Annotated in this window: 16 protein-coding genes; 7 read left to right on the plus strand and 9 right to left on the minus strand. The window is 43.3% G+C overall.

What is annotated here, in order from left to right; all coding sequences use genetic code 11:
• Positions 1 to 579 precede the first annotated feature (579 nt).
• From GD630_RS09220 to GD630_RS09240, 5 genes are all read left to right on the plus strand, one after another.
• A complete protein-coding gene (locus GD630_RS09220) occupies positions 580 to 2,928 on the plus strand; it encodes a sel1 repeat family protein (protein WP_143866454.1) in 2,349 nt (782 codons plus the stop codon).
• A 55-nt stretch (positions 2,929 to 2,983) separates the two neighbouring features.
• Positions 2,984 to 5,986, plus strand: a complete 3,003-nt coding sequence (locus GD630_RS09225) for an FtsK/SpoIIIE domain-containing protein (RefSeq protein ID WP_182505744.1) — start codon at positions 2,984 to 2,986, stop codon at positions 5,984 to 5,986.
• Between the two features lie 40 nt (positions 5,987 to 6,026).
• Positions 6,027 to 6,302 carry a hypothetical protein gene (locus tag GD630_RS09230; RefSeq protein ID WP_143866457.1) on the plus strand — a complete coding sequence of 92 codons (276 nt, stop codon included), beginning with the start codon at positions 6,027 to 6,029 and terminating at the stop codon, positions 6,300 to 6,302.
• Between the two features lie 87 nt (positions 6,303 to 6,389).
• On the plus strand, positions 6,390 to 6,830 hold the full coding sequence (locus GD630_RS09235) for a hypothetical protein (RefSeq protein WP_143866459.1): 441 nt from the start codon (positions 6,390 to 6,392) through the stop codon (positions 6,828 to 6,830).
• Positions 6,831 to 6,908: 78 nt separating this feature from the next.
• Positions 6,909 to 7,130, plus strand: a complete 222-nt coding sequence (locus tag GD630_RS09240; protein ID WP_143866460.1) for a hypothetical protein — start codon at positions 6,909 to 6,911, stop codon at positions 7,128 to 7,130.
• Between the two features lie 613 nt (positions 7,131 to 7,743).
• On the opposite strand, the gene GD630_RS09245 is transcribed toward GD630_RS09240, so the two are convergent.
• The 4 genes from GD630_RS09245 to mutY all read right to left on the minus strand — a co-directional run bounded on the left by GD630_RS09245 (position 7,744) and on the right by mutY (position 11,464).
• Positions 7,744 to 8,376, minus strand: a complete 633-nt coding sequence (locus GD630_RS09245) for a 4'-phosphopantetheinyl transferase family protein (protein WP_143866462.1) — start codon at positions 8,374 to 8,376, stop codon at positions 7,744 to 7,746.
• A gap of 41 nt (positions 8,377 to 8,417) precedes the next feature.
• Positions 8,418 to 9,770: a gliding motility-associated protein GldE gene (locus GD630_RS09250; RefSeq protein WP_143866464.1), complete on the minus strand. Its 1,353-nt coding sequence runs from the start codon at positions 9,768 to 9,770 to the stop codon at positions 8,418 to 8,420.
• 77 nt (positions 9,771 to 9,847) lie between these two features.
• Positions 9,848 to 10,315, minus strand: a complete 468-nt coding sequence (locus tag GD630_RS09255; RefSeq protein ID WP_143866466.1) for a single-stranded DNA-binding protein — start codon at positions 10,313 to 10,315, stop codon at positions 9,848 to 9,850.
• An 87-nt stretch (positions 10,316 to 10,402) separates the two neighbouring features.
• Complete coding sequence (gene mutY / locus GD630_RS09260) at positions 10,403 to 11,464, minus strand: A/G-specific adenine glycosylase (protein ID WP_143866603.1); 1,062 nt, start codon at positions 11,462 to 11,464, stop codon at positions 10,403 to 10,405.
• Positions 11,465 to 11,634: 170 nt separating this feature from the next.
• On the opposite strand from mutY, the gene GD630_RS09265 reads away from it, so the two are divergent.
• Together GD630_RS09265 and GD630_RS09270 are read left to right on the plus strand one after the other, a co-directional pair.
• Positions 11,635 to 11,910, plus strand: coding sequence for an HU family DNA-binding protein (locus GD630_RS09265; RefSeq protein WP_004300646.1), 276 nt, complete (start codon positions 11,635 to 11,637; stop codon positions 11,908 to 11,910).
• A 283-nt stretch (positions 11,911 to 12,193) separates the two neighbouring features.
• Positions 12,194 to 13,768 carry an Rne/Rng family ribonuclease gene (locus GD630_RS09270; RefSeq protein WP_007749668.1) on the plus strand — a complete coding sequence of 525 codons (1,575 nt, stop codon included), beginning with the start codon at positions 12,194 to 12,196 and terminating at the stop codon, positions 13,766 to 13,768.
• A gap of 52 nt (positions 13,769 to 13,820) precedes the next feature.
• On the opposite strand, the gene GD630_RS09275 is transcribed toward GD630_RS09270, so the two are convergent.
• Genes GD630_RS09275 through GD630_RS09295 form a run of 5 tightly spaced genes read right to left on the minus strand, consistent with a single transcriptional unit; the run spans position 13,821 to position 18,019 of the window.
• The gene (locus GD630_RS09275; RefSeq protein ID WP_143866468.1) at positions 13,821 to 14,537 is read right to left on the minus strand and encodes an HAD family hydrolase; all 717 of its coding nucleotides are present in this window, start codon (positions 14,535 to 14,537) and stop codon (positions 13,821 to 13,823) included.
• Positions 14,534 to 15,523, minus strand: coding sequence for a lysylphosphatidylglycerol synthase transmembrane domain-containing protein (locus GD630_RS09280; RefSeq protein ID WP_007749663.1), 990 nt, complete (start codon positions 15,521 to 15,523; stop codon positions 14,534 to 14,536). Before GD630_RS09280 ends, GD630_RS09275 begins: the two co-directional genes overlap by 4 nt.
• 5 nt (positions 15,524 to 15,528) lie before the next feature.
• Positions 15,529 to 16,434 carry a CDP-alcohol phosphatidyltransferase family protein gene (locus GD630_RS09285; protein ID WP_143866470.1) on the minus strand — a complete coding sequence of 302 codons (906 nt, stop codon included), beginning with the start codon at positions 16,432 to 16,434 and terminating at the stop codon, positions 15,529 to 15,531.
• Positions 16,431 to 17,303 carry a hypothetical protein gene (locus GD630_RS09290; protein ID WP_007749659.1) on the minus strand — a complete coding sequence of 291 codons (873 nt, stop codon included), beginning with the start codon at positions 17,301 to 17,303 and terminating at the stop codon, positions 16,431 to 16,433. The genes GD630_RS09285 and GD630_RS09290 overlap by 4 nt, the downstream gene beginning before the upstream one ends.
• Entirely contained in the window at positions 17,300 to 18,019 is a 720-nt protein-coding gene (locus tag GD630_RS09295; RefSeq protein ID WP_143866472.1) for a nucleotidyltransferase family protein, read from the minus strand. The genes GD630_RS09290 and GD630_RS09295 overlap by 4 nt, the downstream gene beginning before the upstream one ends.
• Positions 18,020 to 18,032: the final 13 nt, after the last annotated feature.

An 18,032-nucleotide genomic window follows, 5' to 3' on the forward strand; every position in this document is an offset into this window, starting at 1 on the left:
CAATTACTTGTGAATTAAAAATATTTCATTATCTTTACAGCAACAAATCCCGCTCGCTTCCCGTAAGATTAGCGTACCCAGCGGGACATTTTTATTTATGGGAGTTAAGTATCAAGTCATAACAACTGAGAGGCAAATTGAGATTCTCAAAGAGAGGGATTTGCTTATCAATAATGTCGAGAAAGCCGTAGAAACTCTTGACACCATTAGTTTTTTGTCTTGCCGGTTATTAGCGACACCTTGAGATGGAACATACCCCATCATCTCAAGTGTTAACATCTATCGCCTCAAATATACACTCTTTATATATTTTCCCCACTCGCATAGAATAATGATTATTAGCAGTTGGATGCCCATATTATGCATATTTATCAGCAGTGAGAAACTTTTTTTGTTGACATACAGCAGTCTGAGATATTTTGTTTATATTTGCCATGTCAGTTAATTTAATATGTTAGCAGTTTCGCAGCACTAAGATAGGTAAATTTTCCGACATGGAAAAGTGTTTATATTTATATATCAAACACTTGTACTTTTCACAAATAAATATGCTGCGGAATTAAGGGTAAGAAAATTAATATGGAGAATATTGTCATCAGCTCACTATACGATACTATTGACCAACTTTCCAAGGTTACACGACCTGCTGGTACTCCAAATACAACAGCTCATAATCTTTTGCGTATTGCAACCATAGAGCAACTCATGAGCAAGAAACCTTGCACCTTGCAAGTGGGTGACAAATTATTTGAGTTACAAATTTGGAAGAATCCCGATCTATCCTATAGCATAGAGAAACTCACTCCTTATGCTCCACAAACGGCAGCCCTGCTCATGGCTATACACCAAATCAACACCGATGAGAAGAAAGTAATGGCAGGTACACGTTTGTTGTTAGAATGCTATCAAGACAAGAGTATTTGTTGCCGTATAGCACTGGCTATATGCTGTTTGCGTGGCATAGATGGTAAGAACGATTCTGTACAGGGCATTAATCTGGCTACTGCCTCATGTCGCATTAAGGGAGCAAAAGGTATGGCTGCCGTAGAGAATGATTTAAAACAAACTCCTTATAACCCAGATCTTTTTCTGAACGATTTGGGTGCAGCCTACTTCAACACGCACGATGTAATCGTGGCCAATCTTTACTTCAAGCGTGCCTTGGAGCTGAAGGGCGATGATGCTGATATGCTGCACAATGTATGCGTGAGCCTCACGGAACAAAAAAAATACCACGAAGCATTTCCCTATCTACTTAAGGCTGCCGTAGGAGGCGACAAAAGCCGTTACTATTATTTGGGGTATTGCTGGTACTATGGATATGACAAAAATAACTCACCACTGACCGATAAAGATACGCGTACCGAGCAACAAGTGTCACAAGCCGTACGGTGGCTCACGTTGTGCGATCATAAGCTCAAATTTCCCTTGCTTTCAGAAATTTATTTCCACCACGTTACGTTGCCTGGAGCTTTTTCGGGCACAACCGTGAAGCGTGGTACAGGTGTCTTGAAGCCCCAAGATGCGGTGAAAGTTTTCCAAGCAGGCGCTAATGCGGGCGACAACTTCTCTATGTTGGCTTTAGCGCAATTTACCCTCTGTGGCTGGGGAATCGCAGAAAATCGAACAGAGGCCATCAACTTGACACGTCGAGGCGTTGATGCGGCTGTCACGCCCCGTCCCGAACTTTATCAGGAAGCACTCTACGACATGGCTATGAAATTTTCTGCTGATGAAAAAGAGCAACGACGCTATTTGGAACGTTATATCACCGAATATCCAAACTCCATTCTGTCCACGGCTCTCTACTATAAGCTAGGCAGTATCGTCTTTCATTCGGACAAAGTATACTCCAAAGCCGCCGACCTTCTCCTCAAGGCCGACTCACTGGCTCAAAAGGTAAACAATTCCACACTGGCTTACAAGCTGATGCCTGCCCTCTATGAAATGTTGGGCGACTGTTACTACAACCTGAAACAATATAACTTTGCAAAGCATTTTTATGAATTGTCTGCCAATCAGGAGAAAAGCGGATACAGTGCCTACATGGTCGGTTATCTCTATCATTATAACAAGATAACCATCGTGACTACTGAAGACAAGGGACGTTACCGCATTCGCATGGCCGTTGCAGCCTACAAGGAAGGGATAGAGTTAGGTTTCAAGCGTGGAGCTAAAGACTTGTTTCTATTACTCAGAGATCGCAATGGCTACAATGGACATGACTACTGGGATGAAGACACCTCTCGCTACGCCCAAATGGCTATCGAAGAAAATAAATCGGTGGAGGCCATGTATTATCTTGGCCTATGCTACCTAGCCCGTAAAGATACTAAGAAGGCTACTGAGTATCTGAGGATGGCCCATATAAATGGTCATCGCGATGCCATCTATATCATAGCAGCTTTTGGATATATGGAATCCAACGAACGGCTTCGCCTATTATGGGAAATGACTGAGCGTTATGAGAATCCTATTGAGACGAAAGACTTTACACTCAATGCTCAAAATGCGCGTTACTATTATGCCACCGAAGCTTATAAATCTTCAAGTAATTATCATCGATACTATGCTATATTTAAGATGGAGGAGTTTATCAAGATGGATTATTGTTCAAATGTCTGGTTCTCTCATCATTACTATACATCTGAATCCGGTCAAAGTAAGGAATACAAATGCGTTCCTATGCCCTATATGGCTGCCAAAGCCATAGACTGGATTATACCACGCCTGGCAGAAATACCGGAATACAAGCGTGTACTCAAGGATAGACTCAAACATATGGCATTATATTACCAATCGTTAAAAAGTCGTTCAGACGGCAAACGTGTACTGGACAAAGATACTGCTCTGCGTGATCGACTCGATAAAGTGGTATTCGATATCAATCATCCTTTGGCAGGAGGATTGAAAAAACTATTCAAATGATGAATGGGCGAGAACGAAAGTGAAGTAAAATTTTTACATGAACGGAAACGAGACAATGAAAAATCCTATTATAGAAGACATCGAACGATACAACCGCGACTTGAATCGCACCGACTTGCTCACCCCCGTGGCAGACGATCTATGTAACTTTATGCGGACGTGGCACGCTCTCTATTGCGAATACTATTTTGTGTGCGGACTCGATCAGACACGGAAGGGAAAGACTTGGCACGTTGACCTTAAATCGCTGAGTGATGGAATCTTCCGCAAGGCTATGAAGCAATGGGTGGAACAAATGACCGGTCACGGTCGACGTACAGAAGCTACGCTGGTAGAAAGCATCTATCAAGATTTCACCCCTTCTGCCATGCCTTGCATGATAGAGCAAACTGAGGCATTCAAAAAAGAATTAGGTCTTTACCTCGAACGTAAACAGAACGCGGCTTCGGCGAGTGTGTCTACCCTGCAGAAAGAATTCACTCAGAAGATAAGCCATATGGGACTGCATATGACCTATGGTTTGCCGTTAAAGGAGGAGTCATGGTTTAGCGCCGTGACAACTGAGGCACAAACCCGTGTCACCCTCGACCACATTCCTTTGACCTACAATCCTTACAAGGTACCCCTCATGGGACGGGAGCAGACGCTCTGGGTGCCTCAACTCACCCCTTGGCAGTCCAAGTGGGGGTGTCCACATTTCAATGCTACTTCCATTGATTCCAATCAAGAGGTGATCCGACAATTGCTACTTACTCTTCTTTTAGCCTTTCCTACCGGAAAACTGAAAGTATCATTCATTGACTTAGGATTCTCTACCGGCCTCACAAACCTACGTTCGTGCTTGGATGAAGCCTATTTAGGTGACCTCGTGCTCACAGCCGACGAACTGACTGCATGGACACGCTCCAAGACGCAATACCTACGTGATACCTTTGCCCAATATGGCGATGTCGTAGCGCGCAATACTAAAATGGGGCGTATGGAACATGGCTATGAACTCTGTATCATCCATGGAGTGGCTTCCGATACGTGTCCGGCTATCTGCATGGAGCAGCTCACCAAGTTGATGGCCGACGGCACCAATGCCGGTATCTACTTCCTCTTCATCGGGACGCTGCCAACCAAATGGCCTGCCAACCGTTTCCTGGAATTGCCCCGCACACCACAAGGTGCTGTCTGCAAGATAATACCCACTCTTTCTGATGAACTCACTCGCAAGCTGTTCAGCTTGTTAACTAATCAGGTAAGTCTGCACGAACGCAAACAAGAAGAACAAAAACAGCAACAGTTGAAACATCAACAGAAACAACTCTTTGAGGCCGATGCACTCGATGCCAGCCTGGAATTCAGCATAGAAATAGGTACTGACTCTGACACTGAACAGCGTGTGAACTTTACGCTCGATGAGGAACATCATGTACATGCTTTCGTGCTGGGACAGACAGGTTCAGGTAAGAGCGTGTTTCTGCACACTTTGCTGGGCAATGCCATGCTCAAGTATTCACCTAAAAGTCTGCAATTCTATCTGATGGACTTCAAAACGGGAGGTGTGGAGTTGAACCGCTATCACCAATACCCTCACGTCCGTGCCTTGCTGGTCGATGAGAGCGACCCTCACATCACCCTCGAAATTCTGCGCGACATCACCACATTGATGCAAGAACGGGGTGAACTGATGCGGAATGCGGGTTGCAATAATCTAAAGAGCTATAACGCCGCCCATCCTGCACAACCCCTTCCACGTATTGTGCTATTGGTTGACGAATGCCATGAGCTCTTCCGCGAGGGACGACACAAAATACAAACCGAGATGGATGACATCGTGACCCGCATCGCCAAACAAGGACGTAGCCAAGGTGTACACATTATTTTTGCCACGCAGACCCTCACGGGATGCACCCTGCCACGCGACATCATCGGACAAATCACTGACCCTTATCTCTTAAAGTGCGATCCGGTAGATGCACTGCGTTTTGTAGAGGGAGCACAAGGCATCGTAAATCAGCTGAAACCGCATTGTGTGGCTCACTTCAACAAGCAGACGGAACAGCAGGAATGCTTCTTACCCGACTTCATAGAGCCCCTTATGGACCAATATTTAGAAGCTATTTTGCATAAGAACCAAGGAGCTAAATTAGACTTCACTCCTTTCTATTTTACCGGTACGCAAAAGTATAGCTTGGAGGAAGGTCTCTCAGAACTTACTTATCGCCGACATCCCGAACTCTCCTTGGGCAAGAGTCTGGAGGTGCGTTCGCACAACGTATCCATTCGCTTGCGTAACGACCTGGCACAGAACCTCCTCATCTTGGGAGCCAACGACCGCTTCCAGAGTTTGCGTGTAGCTTTGGTATCGCTTCTCTCGCTGATGCACTACAGCGAACAGACGGGAGTGGATGCACGTTTCATCCTCTTCCTCAACGATGATCTCATCGACTATCCCGATCTGGAGGATTACGTCTATGCATTGGCGAAGCGTGGTGTGGAAATCTGCGACAACCAACGCAAACGACTCACGCGGGTGGAGGAACTGTATACCCTGCTCAAAGCAGATAACAACAGACCCACCTTTGTCATTGTAACCAATCAAGACGGATACGTGGAGTTGCGTCAAAACGCTGAGGTGACTCTCTCTACCCAATCATCAGCATCAAGTAGCGAGGAGGATGCCCAGCAACGTCAGACGGAAAGTAATCTCTTTTTCGGGGGAGACCTGAGTTTCACAGCTCAGTCGCATGCCGCAGCAGTCGGAAAGATACCGCTACGCTCGGTGTGGAAAGAACTGCTTATCAATGGTCCTGAGTGTAATATCTATACCGTATGGCAACTCCAGAAATTAAGTAACTTGTTCTTTGATAACGGTTCGATCTATGCTTCCGAGGTCTTCAAGCATTTTCTCTACCTAGCTCTGCTGCGTAACGACCGCGACACTGGAGCCAAGTTCAACTTCGACGATATTCACCTCGAAGAGTTAGGCGACGACCCTGAGCGCCTTCGCCTCTACCTATATAATGCCATGACCAACAGTGGCGTCACACTTTCTCCTTATGTTATATAAGTAAAGCCATTCATAACCCCTAATTTAATTGTATAGCCATATGTCAGACATTAACGTACAATCGCAAGAGGAACTACTTCACTTTGCAAGTGGCCTCACCAATCTGAGTCAAGGACTCATCACCAGTTTTTCGCAAGCCAATGCCGAGATGGATCGTGTGAACGAAGGATGGCACGATGAACAGAATGCACGCTTCATGAATCAGTTTCGTCAAGCTACTGCCGCCATACACAATATTGCCGGCATGATGGATGAATATAGCGCCTACATCCGTCGCTATGCCGCTGCCATCGAGGCTGCACGAAACGTAAGATAACACCGTAATTCTATGAGTGACGTATCGGTACATGACATTTCCGCCCTCTATTCCTACATTAGCCGAGCGGATACATTAGTTTCTTCTGTGCAACAAATTGCCTTGGTGATAAGTCAGCGCATACAGTTCACACGCGACAATGCACGGGCTACAGTGGCTACTATTGAGGCTGAAATAGAGGAAATCGATGAGGAAAAAATGGGAATAGATGAGTGTATTAACGACCTTAGGTCTCAATTGCGAGACCTCGACGCCGAATCCGACCCTGATGGCAGCGAACGAGCTTACTTGCAGCAGGAGCTAAGTGATGAACGAGTTGAACTAGCCGAGGTACGCGAACGTCTTCGCCTACGACAAGATGACCTACGCCAGGCTCGCGTTCTGCAAAATCGAGTGGAAGCCATTTGGATAGACGTGGGAAACCACTTGACTAATCTTCAAGGAATGCTACCCGCTATGGTGAACCGCTCTACGGAGTTTATACGTAAGTATATCAGCTACTTGCAGCAGGCACAAAGCCAGCGATAGTAGCATTACCCTTTGGCGGATTCTTGGTTGTGCTCTCCTTCCTTACTAAATTGATTGAATGAATAATATGCTACAGTTATGTACGAAGTAATACCTATCGAAGAATTGACCCGCATGAAAGGCGACCTCACGCGGGCGGCGAACGCTCTGAATGGTGTGTGGAACGACCAACAGTTTGATTACTTCTGCCAGCACTACGTGCAGGAGGCGGAGAATCTCTTATATCAAGAGATAAGTCGGGTAGAAACACTCATACAAGAACTCCATGTAGCTCAATGCGAGCTGGAGAACCTTGAGTGAATAGTCCTGAAAGTTGAATTAACAGATGATTACCATGACGGATGAGATGAACCATATTTGTGATATTTATAAATTGAAATTGACAAATTGAATTTGTGGAACTTGAATAAATATATATTCTAATTCTGCTTGCCCCCACTTTTTAATTAAGGTTCACCTGTTTCACTATCATATCAATCTACTGTATCATTGCACATTACAATGAAACCAAACCTAAAAAACAAGAAAATTTTGCTTTCATCGGTTTCACTTTAGGCAGAAAAAAACATTCCAACAGTATTCCGAAGAAAAGAGAGGCAGAATAGAGAAAAGCATAGCTTTATATCTTTCATTATGCAACTTTATTTCAGCCATTAATATCCATGGTGAGTATATATACGTGATAGCCATATATATCCACCGTCTCAGATATTAACACCCATCATCTCAAGTATTAATACTCATCATCTTAAGTGTTAACATCTATCGTCTCAAGTATGAATAGCCCCAAAACAAATTTTTCGAGGTGAAACCGGTGAAAACTGATTTAAAAGATAAGTGGAAACGACTTCCAGCCTTGCCCAGCGGCACCGAGCAACCATACGGACACAATTATATCAGACTACGAAATACCTCAATCAAGCATCCACGTCAATACAAAATCAGGATGGATGCGATAGCCTACGGTATAAACCGTCCGCTGCTCCGTCACCAACTCCTGAACTTGAAATTCGCCCTCTTCCAAAGGAACAAAATGCGACAGACGGAGTTTACGCAAGTCGGCATCCGCATCGTTCATACGTTTGAAAATGGTTTCTTTGGCCGACCAATGCAATAACATACTCCACGTCTTATCCCCCAGATAAGACTCTACCTGTTCATCTTCACGAGTAAAACGTTCAAAAACCCTCTGCACACGAATACCGTATCGCTCAATATCAATCCCCACAGGAGCCACGTCACACAATATCACCGCCACATATCCTTTCGTATGAGAAATACTAATATAGAAAGAATGATCGGAAAGAAAAGGTTTGCCTTCGGAAGAGTAAACAATCTCTTTATCCTCCTGCAGCATCGCATATAACAAAACACGGACAGACAACCACTCCCTCTTCCTCTGTTCGGAAGCAAAACGTAGCAATTCCTTTTCGCAAGACAACTTCCGTGTAGAAGGTAAAAGAGCCAACAGCACATCCAAAGATTCTTCCATCTTCCACACAGCCCACTGCCTGTCATCCGTCTTATGTTGCAGAAATAACGCCATTCTCCGTTTGCCCGATTATGCTTTCGTAAGTATGTCTTCCATCACTCTTTCTCTTCTCCTATCTCCGATTCCTTTGGCAAAATCGTAAACTTCACTTTCAAGATACGGCGACTGTCCATCTCCAATACTTCAAATTCATAATTATGATAAGTCACCTTCTCGTGTAAGGCAGGAAATTCCCCCTTTATCTCAAGCAACATACCAGCCAAAGTATCCGCATCCCCTATCACCTTCTCAAACTCATCTTCGTCTACTTTTACAATCTTATAGAAATCGGTCAATTGTGTCTTCGCTTCAAAAATCCAAGTATGGTCGTTCAATACAACGTATGTACGTTCTTCATCGTCATATTCATCATGAATCTCACCCACAATTTCTTCAATAATATCTTCCATCGTCACCAATCCGGACGTTCCTCCGAATTCATCAACAACAATGGCTATATGAATCTTATTCGCCTGAAAATCACGCAACAAGTCATCGATCATCTTCGTCTCCGGCACAAAATAAGCCGGACGAATCAACGATTGCCAACGAAAGTTATCTCCTTTGTTCACATGAGGCAGAAGATCCTTGATATACAACACTCCCTTGATATTATCCCGCGAACCGGAATAGATAGGAATACGCGAATAAGCATTCTCAATGATACATTGCATCACCTCCTTGAAAGGTGTACGGATATCCAAATCGACCATATCCAGACGTGATGTCATCACCTCCTTCACTGTTTCTCCGCCAAAACGGATAATACCTTCCAAGATATTATTCTCCTCAGACAGTTCCGCCTTATCTGTCAGTTCCAATGCGTGCGACAACTCGTCAACAGAGATATTATGACTCTTTTTGGCGAAATGCTTATTAAGAAAAGCCGTTGAACGTACCAAGACAGTAGCCACCGGACGGAATATCTTCTCTAGATAATAAATTCCCGGTGCGGAGAAACGGCAAAAAGCCAAAGTTTTCTGTGCTGAATAGATCTTCGGCATTATTTCACCGAACAACAATAACAGAAAAGTAAGTATTACAGTCAGTATAAGAAACTCTGCCAATGGAGAATGGAAGATAAACACATTCATGAAAAAGAAATTGCAGAGCATGATAATAGTCACGTTCACAAAGTTATTAGTGATCAGTATCGTCGCCAGAAGGCGTTCGGAATCACCAAGAAGTGCACTTATTTTTTCATCGGAAGGATGATTGCGTTCGTCAATATCATTCCGGTCCGAAGGGGAAAGCGAGAAAAAAGCTATTTCAGAAGCCGAAGCAAAACCGGAAGCAAGCAGGAGCACACCAGCCAATACTATGGCGATAATAGCAGAGATAGAAGGAGTAAGTACGGTAATACCGTCGAAAATGCCAGCTAACTGGCTTAAATAACCATCTGAGTCCAAAGATTCTATATTTTAGTTAAACAAAAGATAATGTGCCTATAAGTTTGCGAAAACCAGTCGGCACACTACCATATTATCTAGAACGGCAAATCATCCGCCGAATTATCTTGTATTGATTGAGCCTGCGATTGCTGTGACTGTTGCGGCTGCTGTACCGGAGTGGCAACGGGTTGCTGCGTGGAAGCTGTAGCTCCCGCACTGGGGTTAGTTCCTTTCGGAGTCAGCATTTCCATATTATCTACATAAATTTCTGTAGTATAACGGGTAGCACCAGCCTGGTCTGTGTACGAACGGGTTCTAATCTTTCCTTCCAGATACAACTTGTCACCTTTGTGTACGTATTTGTCTACAATCTCAGCCAAACGGTTGGATGCAACGATATTATGCCACTCTGTCCTGTCGGGAATCTGAGTCCCATTTGCTAACGTATAACCGCGTTCTGTTGTTGCCAACGGAAAAGTAGCTACAGCCGAGCCTGCATCGAAGTATTTTACACGTGGATCCTGACCCACGTTTCCTAACAATATCACTTTATTTACTGACATATACGTATCAAGTTTATGATTCTTAAATTCAAATCTGCTGCCAAAATTAAACAGAATAACAATAGAATGCAAGAATTGTTATAACTTTTATTTCAGACCGATATACTTCTCAATGAAAGCGTGCACCAAGCGGGAAACAGCGTATCGCTCCAATTCCTCAGTTTTTATTTTTTGGAATTTACCGAAAGAAGCAGTTCCTTCGGGCAATATCACTTCATAAAAATTAGCATAAATCACCCGATGCGACAATACATGTTTTACCTCTCTGCATACCGAACGCACCACAGGTTGCTCTCCGGGTGCAAACAACGTCTGAAATTCCGGCAAAGCCAAAAACTCTTCTTCCGGCAAAGAGGATGAAGTCTCTATTAAAGGCAGTTCAAACAGATTCTTCCAGATATCATTATCCGTCCGTTTATTAATAAAGGTATGCGCGCCCGCACGTACATAGATATAATTGAAGTAACGATTCGTTGTCTTCGTCTTATGCTGTTTCACCGGAAGCACGGTAACCAGACCTTTCGATAAAGCCGAACAGCCGGCAGATAACGGACAAAACAGACAGTCGGGTGACTGCGGTGTACATTGAATCGCCCCGAAATCCATAATTCCCTGATTATACAGGGCAGGCTGTTTCTTGTCCAACATCTCGTTCGCCAATTCTGTAAACAGTTTCTTCCCTGCTGTCGAGTCAATCGGCGTTTCAATACCAAAATAGCGCGAAAGTACACGATACACATTCCCGTCCACCACCGCATAAGGCATATTATATGCAAACGAACAGATGGCAGCCGCCGTATATTCCCCTACTCCTTTCAAAGCCAGTACCTCCGGATACGTTTTCGGGAAAACACCATTCATGCTTTTTGCCGCCGCATGAAGATTGCGGGCACGGGAATAATATCCCAACCCCTGCCAATACTTCATCACCTCGTCCTCCTCCGCATCCGCCAATGTAGATACATCGGGAAAGCGTCCGATAAAACGAAGGAAATAATCATATCCTTGAGCTACACGCGTCTGTTGAAGAATAATTTCCGAAATCCATATCAAATAAGGATCAGAAGAATCACGCCACGGCAAATCACGTTTATTTTCTTTATACCATTCTATAATCGTTTCCGTAAACATATTAGCATATTGGCACATCAGTATATCTTTTTCCGACAAAAGTAACTCTTTTGGTTCTAAGAAATCTCTATGCAACCATTTTTTTAGAAAAATGTGTAGAATATATTTTTTTAGGAGCTTAAAAAGCTATATATTTGCAGTCCAAAAAATTAGCAATAACATAGTAATAATATTTTTTTTAAGGAAAAATGACTAAAGCAGATATTGTAAACGAGATTACAAAGAAAACTGGGATTGACAAGCAGACAGTTCTTACTACAGTAGAAGCCTTCATGGATGCTGTAAAAGATTCTTTGTCTAACGATGAAAATGTGTATTTACGTGGATTTGGTAGTTTCGTAGTGAAAAAAAGAGCACAGAAAACTGCTCGTAATATTTCAAAGAATACTACTATCATTATCCCTGAGCACAACATTCCGGCTTTCAAACCGGCTAAGACATTTACAATTTCAGTAAAGAAATAATAAACAAGAGTATTAACCCATAAAATGTGAAGCTATGCCAAGCGGAAAAAAGAAGAAAAGACATAAAATGTCTACGCACAAGCGTAAAAAAAGATTAAGAAAGAACAGACATAAAAGCAAAAAATAATTTTTAGGTCTGGATCACACAGAAATAAAGAACAAACTTGCGAAGCTAATGTCTTTCAAGTTTGTTCTTTGTTTAAGTAGTTAACTCAAAATGAACAATTTGTTAAAATAGTTGTTCATACAAATGAGATTCAATCAATAATAAGGAAACAAAACAGTGACAAGTGAACTAGTAGTTGACGTACAGCCTAAAGAGGTTTCCATCGCTCTTCTCGAAGATAAGAGCTTGGTGGAACTTCAAAGCGAAGGAAGAAATATTTCCTTTTCTGTGGGCAATATGTATTTAGGACGTATCAAGAAATTGATGCCCGGACTGAATGCATGCTTTGTGGACGTTGGTTACGAGAAAGACGCTTTCCTCCATTATTTAGATTTGGGTCCTCAATTTAACTCACTCGAAAAGTTTGTAAAGCAGACTTTAAGCGACAAAAAGAAGCTGAACTCCATCAGCAAGGCAACCCTGCTTCCCGACCTCGACAAGGATGGGACTGTATCCAACACACTCAAGGTGGGACAAGAAGTAGTGGTGCAAATCGTAAAGGAACCGATCTCCACCAAGGGACCGCGACTGACGTCCGAAATTTCGTTTGCTGGGCGCTATCTCGTACTCATCCCTTTCAATGACAAGGTTTCCGTATCACAAAAAATTAAATCGAGCGAAGAACGCGCCCGTCTGAAACAACTGCTGATGAGTATCAAGCCGAAAAACTTCGGTGTCATCGTCCGTACCGTAGCAGAAGGAAAACGCGTAGCCGAACTCGACGGAGAGCTTAGAGTCCTGATCAAACATTGGGAAGATGCAATGGTGAAAGTACAGAAAGCCACCAAGTATCCGACGTTGATTTATGAAGAAACCAGCCGCGCTGTAGGTTTGTTGCGTGACCTCTTCAACCCTTCTTTTGAGAACATCCACGTCAACGACGAGGCCGTGTACAATGAAATTAAAGATTACGTAACATTAATTGCGCCCGACCGGGCCAATATCGTAAAACTGTACAAAGGCCAACTTCCCATTTACGACAATTTCGGTATCACCAAACAGATTAAATCATCGTTTGGTAAAACAATCTCTTACAAGAGTGGTGCCTATCTGATTATTGAGCACACTGAGGCGCTTCACGTAGTAGACGTGAACAGCGGCAACCGCACCAAGAATGCCAACGGGCAGGAAGGTAACGCACTCGAAGTAAATCTTGGAGCCGCCGATGAGCTGGCACGCCAATTGAGATTAAGAGATATGGGTGGTATCATTGTCGTCGACTTCATTGACATGAATGAAGCCGAAAACCGTCAGAAGCTTTATGAACGTATGTGTGCCAATATGCAAAAAGACAGGGCACGGCATAATATTCTGCCGCTCAGCAAATTCGGGCTGATGCAGATTACACGCCAACGTGTGCGTCCGGCAATGGATGTCAACACGACCGAAACTTGTCCTACTTGCTTCGGCAAGGGCACTATCAAATCGTCCATTCTCTTTACGGACACTTTGGAGAGTAAAATTGACTACCTGGTCAACAAACTGAAGGTTAAGAAATTCTCGTTACATGTCCATCCGTATGTTGCCGCCTATATCAATCAGGGACTCGTTTCTCTGAAACGGAAATGGCAGATGAAATACGGATTCGGTATTAAGGTTATTCCAAGTCAGAAACTCGCTTTCCTACAATATGTATTCTACGATACACATGGAGAGGAAATCGATATGAAGGAAGAAATCGAAATCAAATAGACAGAGAAACGGCGTCTCGTTGCAACGAGACGCCGTTTCTCTGTTATTGGAACTATATAGAAAGCAATGCCGGAAGCTCCGATAAACGGGTAATAAAAGGTATACCGGCTTCTCCTGTTCTGCCTTCCGGACAACCTTGAACAACCTGACAACCAAGAGACAATCCCGGTTGGATGTCATTTTTCATCGAGTCACCGACAACCAGCACTTCTTCATAGGCAAATCCGGCACGGTCAATTGCCCGTTTCCACAAGGAAGGATCAGGCTTACGGACACCTTCAAGCATCGAATCTGTGATAGAGTGAAAATAAGATACAATTCCCAAATCCGTTACAATCTTCTTAAGATTTCCATAATAATTGGAAACAAGCAACAGGGTGTATGAGCGATGTAACTCATCAAGTACAGTACGGGATGCGACCACATAATCCGATGAATAATCCGTCACAAGGCGGGCTGCTTTTAAAGGCAACCCCTTCCTATTCTCCAGTGTATCCGGCAAAACGCCACGTTCTATCAGACTTTTAAACTGTAAGTCGGTCTTAAATGCCTGCGTCTCAAGCAGGGAATGTTCGGGCTTTACTAGTTGCAATTGCTCCATCATCCGCTCCGCATATACATACGAATCTCGAAAATTTTCTTTTGTCAAAGGAAGATTCAACTTCGTCGTATAAAGATGAATGTAAATATCCATCCAATGCAAAAAAGGCGAGTCAAGCGTTCCGCCAAAATCAAAAGCAACCGCTTTTATCTTATCTTTATCTATCATTTTTTATTTCCTATCTTCATTAATGCAAGACCTATCACAATCCAGAATAATTCGCGAACACGGGTGATCAGTGCTGTATATACGCCATAGGCTCCCGACAGGGACAAGCCACCTACCGCCAAAGCAAATCCGCCTTCACGGCCTCCTAACTGCATAGGCAAGAAAAACAATAAATTGGCCAGTAAGGAAGAGAATGCCAAAATCAAAACACAACTCACAAAACTGACATTAGTAGTAAGCACATTCAATATAAGCCATACTTCCATACAACTAACAACACGTGCGAGATATTCCAAAAACAACGCACTATAAAATGTACTTTTCTTTTGACGATGCAACAAGGCAATCTGGCTATCTATATTTTCCAGTTTCGCCTTATGAGTCTCCGAGAAACGGATAACCCATTTCTTCAGAAACGGTATTTTACTTCCCAAATGAACACAAGCCACTGCCATCCCATGACGGTATCCCTTCACAAACAGAATACTCAACAACAAACAGAAAACCGTTACCAGTCCCAGTACAATCCCCATTTCCCAACTGACGGGATAGAACACCGCATAAATTACGACAGCGCTCAACCATAAACAGAAATGCGAGAAAATGTGCATCATCACATAAAGGATGACCGACGAAGTAGCACGTTCCACTCCTACGTAGGGAGTAAGTTCCATGATACGGTAAGGCTCCCCTCCCATCAGTCCCACCGGAGTAACATAGTTGATTGCAAATCCGGAGACCGTAAATTTATATAACTTAGAGAAAGTCAATGAAGATACTTTTCCCCCGCTACGCACAATAATATACCAGGAAAGAGCGTTAATGGCATAGATAACCAGCCACAGCAACAACACCAACGGCAAGTAAATCCCCGCACGCTTCAGATTGTTCAACAACTCCTCATAAGATACATCAAAAGTGAAAAGCATGATAACAACAGCTACAATGCCAAACACAAGGAAAATGTTTCTAAAACGACTCTTCATAAATATTATAAGTTTTGGTACATTTGTCTACACAACCGCTCGTGCTGACATATCATATATATCAGTAATCCGTTAAGTACGGTCAGTTCAAAGACAAAATAAATCCAAGGCAGATTGACCAATAACGAAATAAACAACACGATAACACGTGTATTGAATGAAAGAATATTGGTGTATTTCATTAATGGAAGACTACCTTCACGAAAACGGTTTCTAACCTCTTGCGGATATACTTCGCCATATTTCGCACGTAACGCCGCAAAAAAACGCTGGAAAGCCGGAGAGAATTGTTCCTGCGAATGCGTATAACCCGTATAAAACCAAAGGAATGTTTTCCGCACCAGGTCTTTCTTCCATGACAACGAAAGATACAACTCGCGTTGTTGCACGGAATTATCCAACTCACTGCCGGATTTCCCTTTCAAGAAGAAAAGATGCACATTCCGGTAATAATCCGCCATAGCCGCCTGCTTACTATGCGAAAATCCTGCTACCGCAGCCAATAGCCAAATCCAATACCCCCATTCCGGTGTCAGTCGTAAACAGATAGCTACATAAATAGAAATAAACCAAAAATCACCGGATACTCCATCCAGAATACGACCAATTTCAGACTTTTGCCCAGTCATACGTGCTAACTGTCCGTCAGCACTGTCATACATATTCGCCCAAACAAGCAAACACATACCTATTATATTTATCAGCAGGTCATTATAATAAAACAATATACCGGCAGCTATCCCCAGAAAAATAGAAGCTATGGTGATAGCGTTAGGAGTAACTCCCAAATGACGAAACAGAAGAGCCCAACGATAACCGATAGGACGGTAGAACAACAAATCGATCCATTCTTCCGTATCAGCAGACTTCAAGGTTGCCTCCAGCCCCTTTGCACTTACTTCATTATTCATAATCCTACGTTCTCTACTTTTCTTATGATAATTCCACCAATCGCCTTCGCCGCTTCCTGACGGCAGGGAGCAAAACTAGGCCAATCGTTAAAATCAATAATACGAATCGTTCCATCCGGCGCTACGATACAGTCGCCACCATATACCGTCACATCCAGCACTTTCGCCGCATCACTGCAAAGTTGGTGCAACCCCTCTTCCGAGAAAGGAATGCCGGACGGAGCACCATTAATCTCTTCAAGGCCAAATTTGCTATGATTACCCTCCTGCGGATAAAACCAATAGAAGAAATCAGTACCGGCTACTCCATAGAATTTAACCAAATCACCTTTCAAATGCTCATTAATCACCACACGCTCGATACCACGCAAGGCATATTCCGCAATGACCTCCTGCAATTCGGCAGAAGTACGTACAAACGTTACATCTTCACGATGAATGGCATGAAAGTCCGCACGTTTCAACCAACAAGGCTCAAATACAGGTTTTATCAATGCTTCGGGAACACCATCATTCGTATCCCATATCAAACTTCGAGGGTGAGAAATCTGATTTTCAAGCAGCAGAGTAGTCATTCGCTCACGTGTACAATTCTCGATACCATGTCCGGAATTGACCGCAAAGCAATCCTCTTTTTCTTCCAGCTTCTGCAACTTCCGCACAGAAGCCTTACTACGCATCATGGTAAATATATACTTCTCGCCTTTCAACGAATTAGTCAGGAATTCCTGTTCCGTATACATATTCACCTGATGACCATTTTCTTTCAAATACTGGGCAACAGCCGAAAAGATGGCGGCATCATTGCCGACATGATTGGGTGAAAAAAGAGAATATCGCTGTATTCCCGCAAAAATCAAGGATCTCATTTAATCAGTTGTTCATCTAAAAAAAGTTCGGCTTTCTTCACATCCGCCGCATGATCTATGTCTATTACTTTTGAGAATGGGTAAGCCCGCAACTGCAAACCGGCATCAACCAGATATTGCTGGAAACCGCGCATACGGGAAACTCCTGCCTCCATCGCTAAAGGCAACTGTGCCAAAGCACGCTGATTCATACAATAAATTCCTCCCGATATATAACGCAAGCCGTCATAAGCCTCACTGGCATATCCCGTAATCCGCAAATCATCCGCTGCCTTGACATAAAGAGGACGTTCGTCGTCAATATAATCCGTAACAGCCATCAAAGCATCAGCAGATTCATCAGCACGAAAAGTACGAATATAATCAGCAAACTCTGCTTCACGAAAGATCGGGTCTACCGTTGTCAGACAGAATTTTCCTTCGCCTTGCAGATAAGGCATGAGTTCATAAAAACTATGGAAAGAATCGGGAGTGGATTTTACAATCACATTCAGAGGTATGGGTAGTTGTCGCTGTTGTTGTTCCAAAAAACAACGAACTTCGGACATTTCTTCATTAATAATGATGCAGATAGACTCTGCATCATTATCAAGGAAAATGCGAAATAATCGGCTTAATAGAGGAGTACCCCCCACTTGTACAAGCGGTTTAGGAACCTTCACCCCTTCAGAAACAAGGCGAGAACCTTGCCCTGCGGCTATTAACGCATATTTCATTCTATTATATCTT

This window comes from Bacteroides zhangwenhongii (assembly GCF_009193325.2).
Lineage (GTDB): Bacteria > Bacteroidota > Bacteroidia > Bacteroidales > Bacteroidaceae > Bacteroides > Bacteroides zhangwenhongii.

Coding starts and splice junctions, on each gene's coding strand:
- GD630_RS09295 (WP_143866472.1), bottom strand. CDS start 18,019: ATGAAATATGCGTTAATAGCCGCAGGGCAAGGTTCTCGCCTTGTTTCT.
- GD630_RS09290 (WP_007749659.1), bottom strand. CDS start 17,303: ATGAGATCCTTGATTTTTGCGGGAATACAGCGATATTCTCTTTTTTCA.
- GD630_RS09220 (WP_143866454.1), top strand. CDS start 580: ATGGAGAATATTGTCATCAGCTCACTATACGATACTATTGACCAACTT.
- GD630_RS09225 (WP_182505744.1), top strand. CDS start 2,984: ATGAAAAATCCTATTATAGAAGACATCGAACGATACAACCGCGACTTG.
- GD630_RS09280 (WP_007749663.1), bottom strand. CDS start 15,523: ATGAAGAGTCGTTTTAGAAACATTTTCCTTGTGTTTGGCATTGTAGCT.
- GD630_RS09245 (WP_143866462.1), bottom strand. CDS start 8,376: ATGGCGTTATTTCTGCAACATAAGACGGATGACAGGCAGTGGGCTGTG.
- GD630_RS09240 (WP_143866460.1), top strand. CDS start 6,909: ATGTACGAAGTAATACCTATCGAAGAATTGACCCGCATGAAAGGCGAC.
- GD630_RS09265 (WP_004300646.1), top strand. CDS start 11,635: ATGACTAAAGCAGATATTGTAAACGAGATTACAAAGAAAACTGGGATT.
- GD630_RS09285 (WP_143866470.1), bottom strand. CDS start 16,434: ATGAATAATGAAGTAAGTGCAAAGGGGCTGGAGGCAACCTTGAAGTCT.
- GD630_RS09230 (WP_143866457.1), top strand. CDS start 6,027: ATGTCAGACATTAACGTACAATCGCAAGAGGAACTACTTCACTTTGCA.
- GD630_RS09275 (WP_143866468.1), bottom strand. CDS start 14,537: ATGATAGATAAAGATAAGATAAAAGCGGTTGCTTTTGATTTTGGCGGA.
- GD630_RS09255 (WP_143866466.1), bottom strand. CDS start 10,315: ATGTCAGTAAATAAAGTGATATTGTTAGGAAACGTGGGTCAGGATCCA.
- mutY (WP_143866603.1), bottom strand. CDS start 11,464: ATGTGCCAATATGCTAATATGTTTACGGAAACGATTATAGAATGGTAT.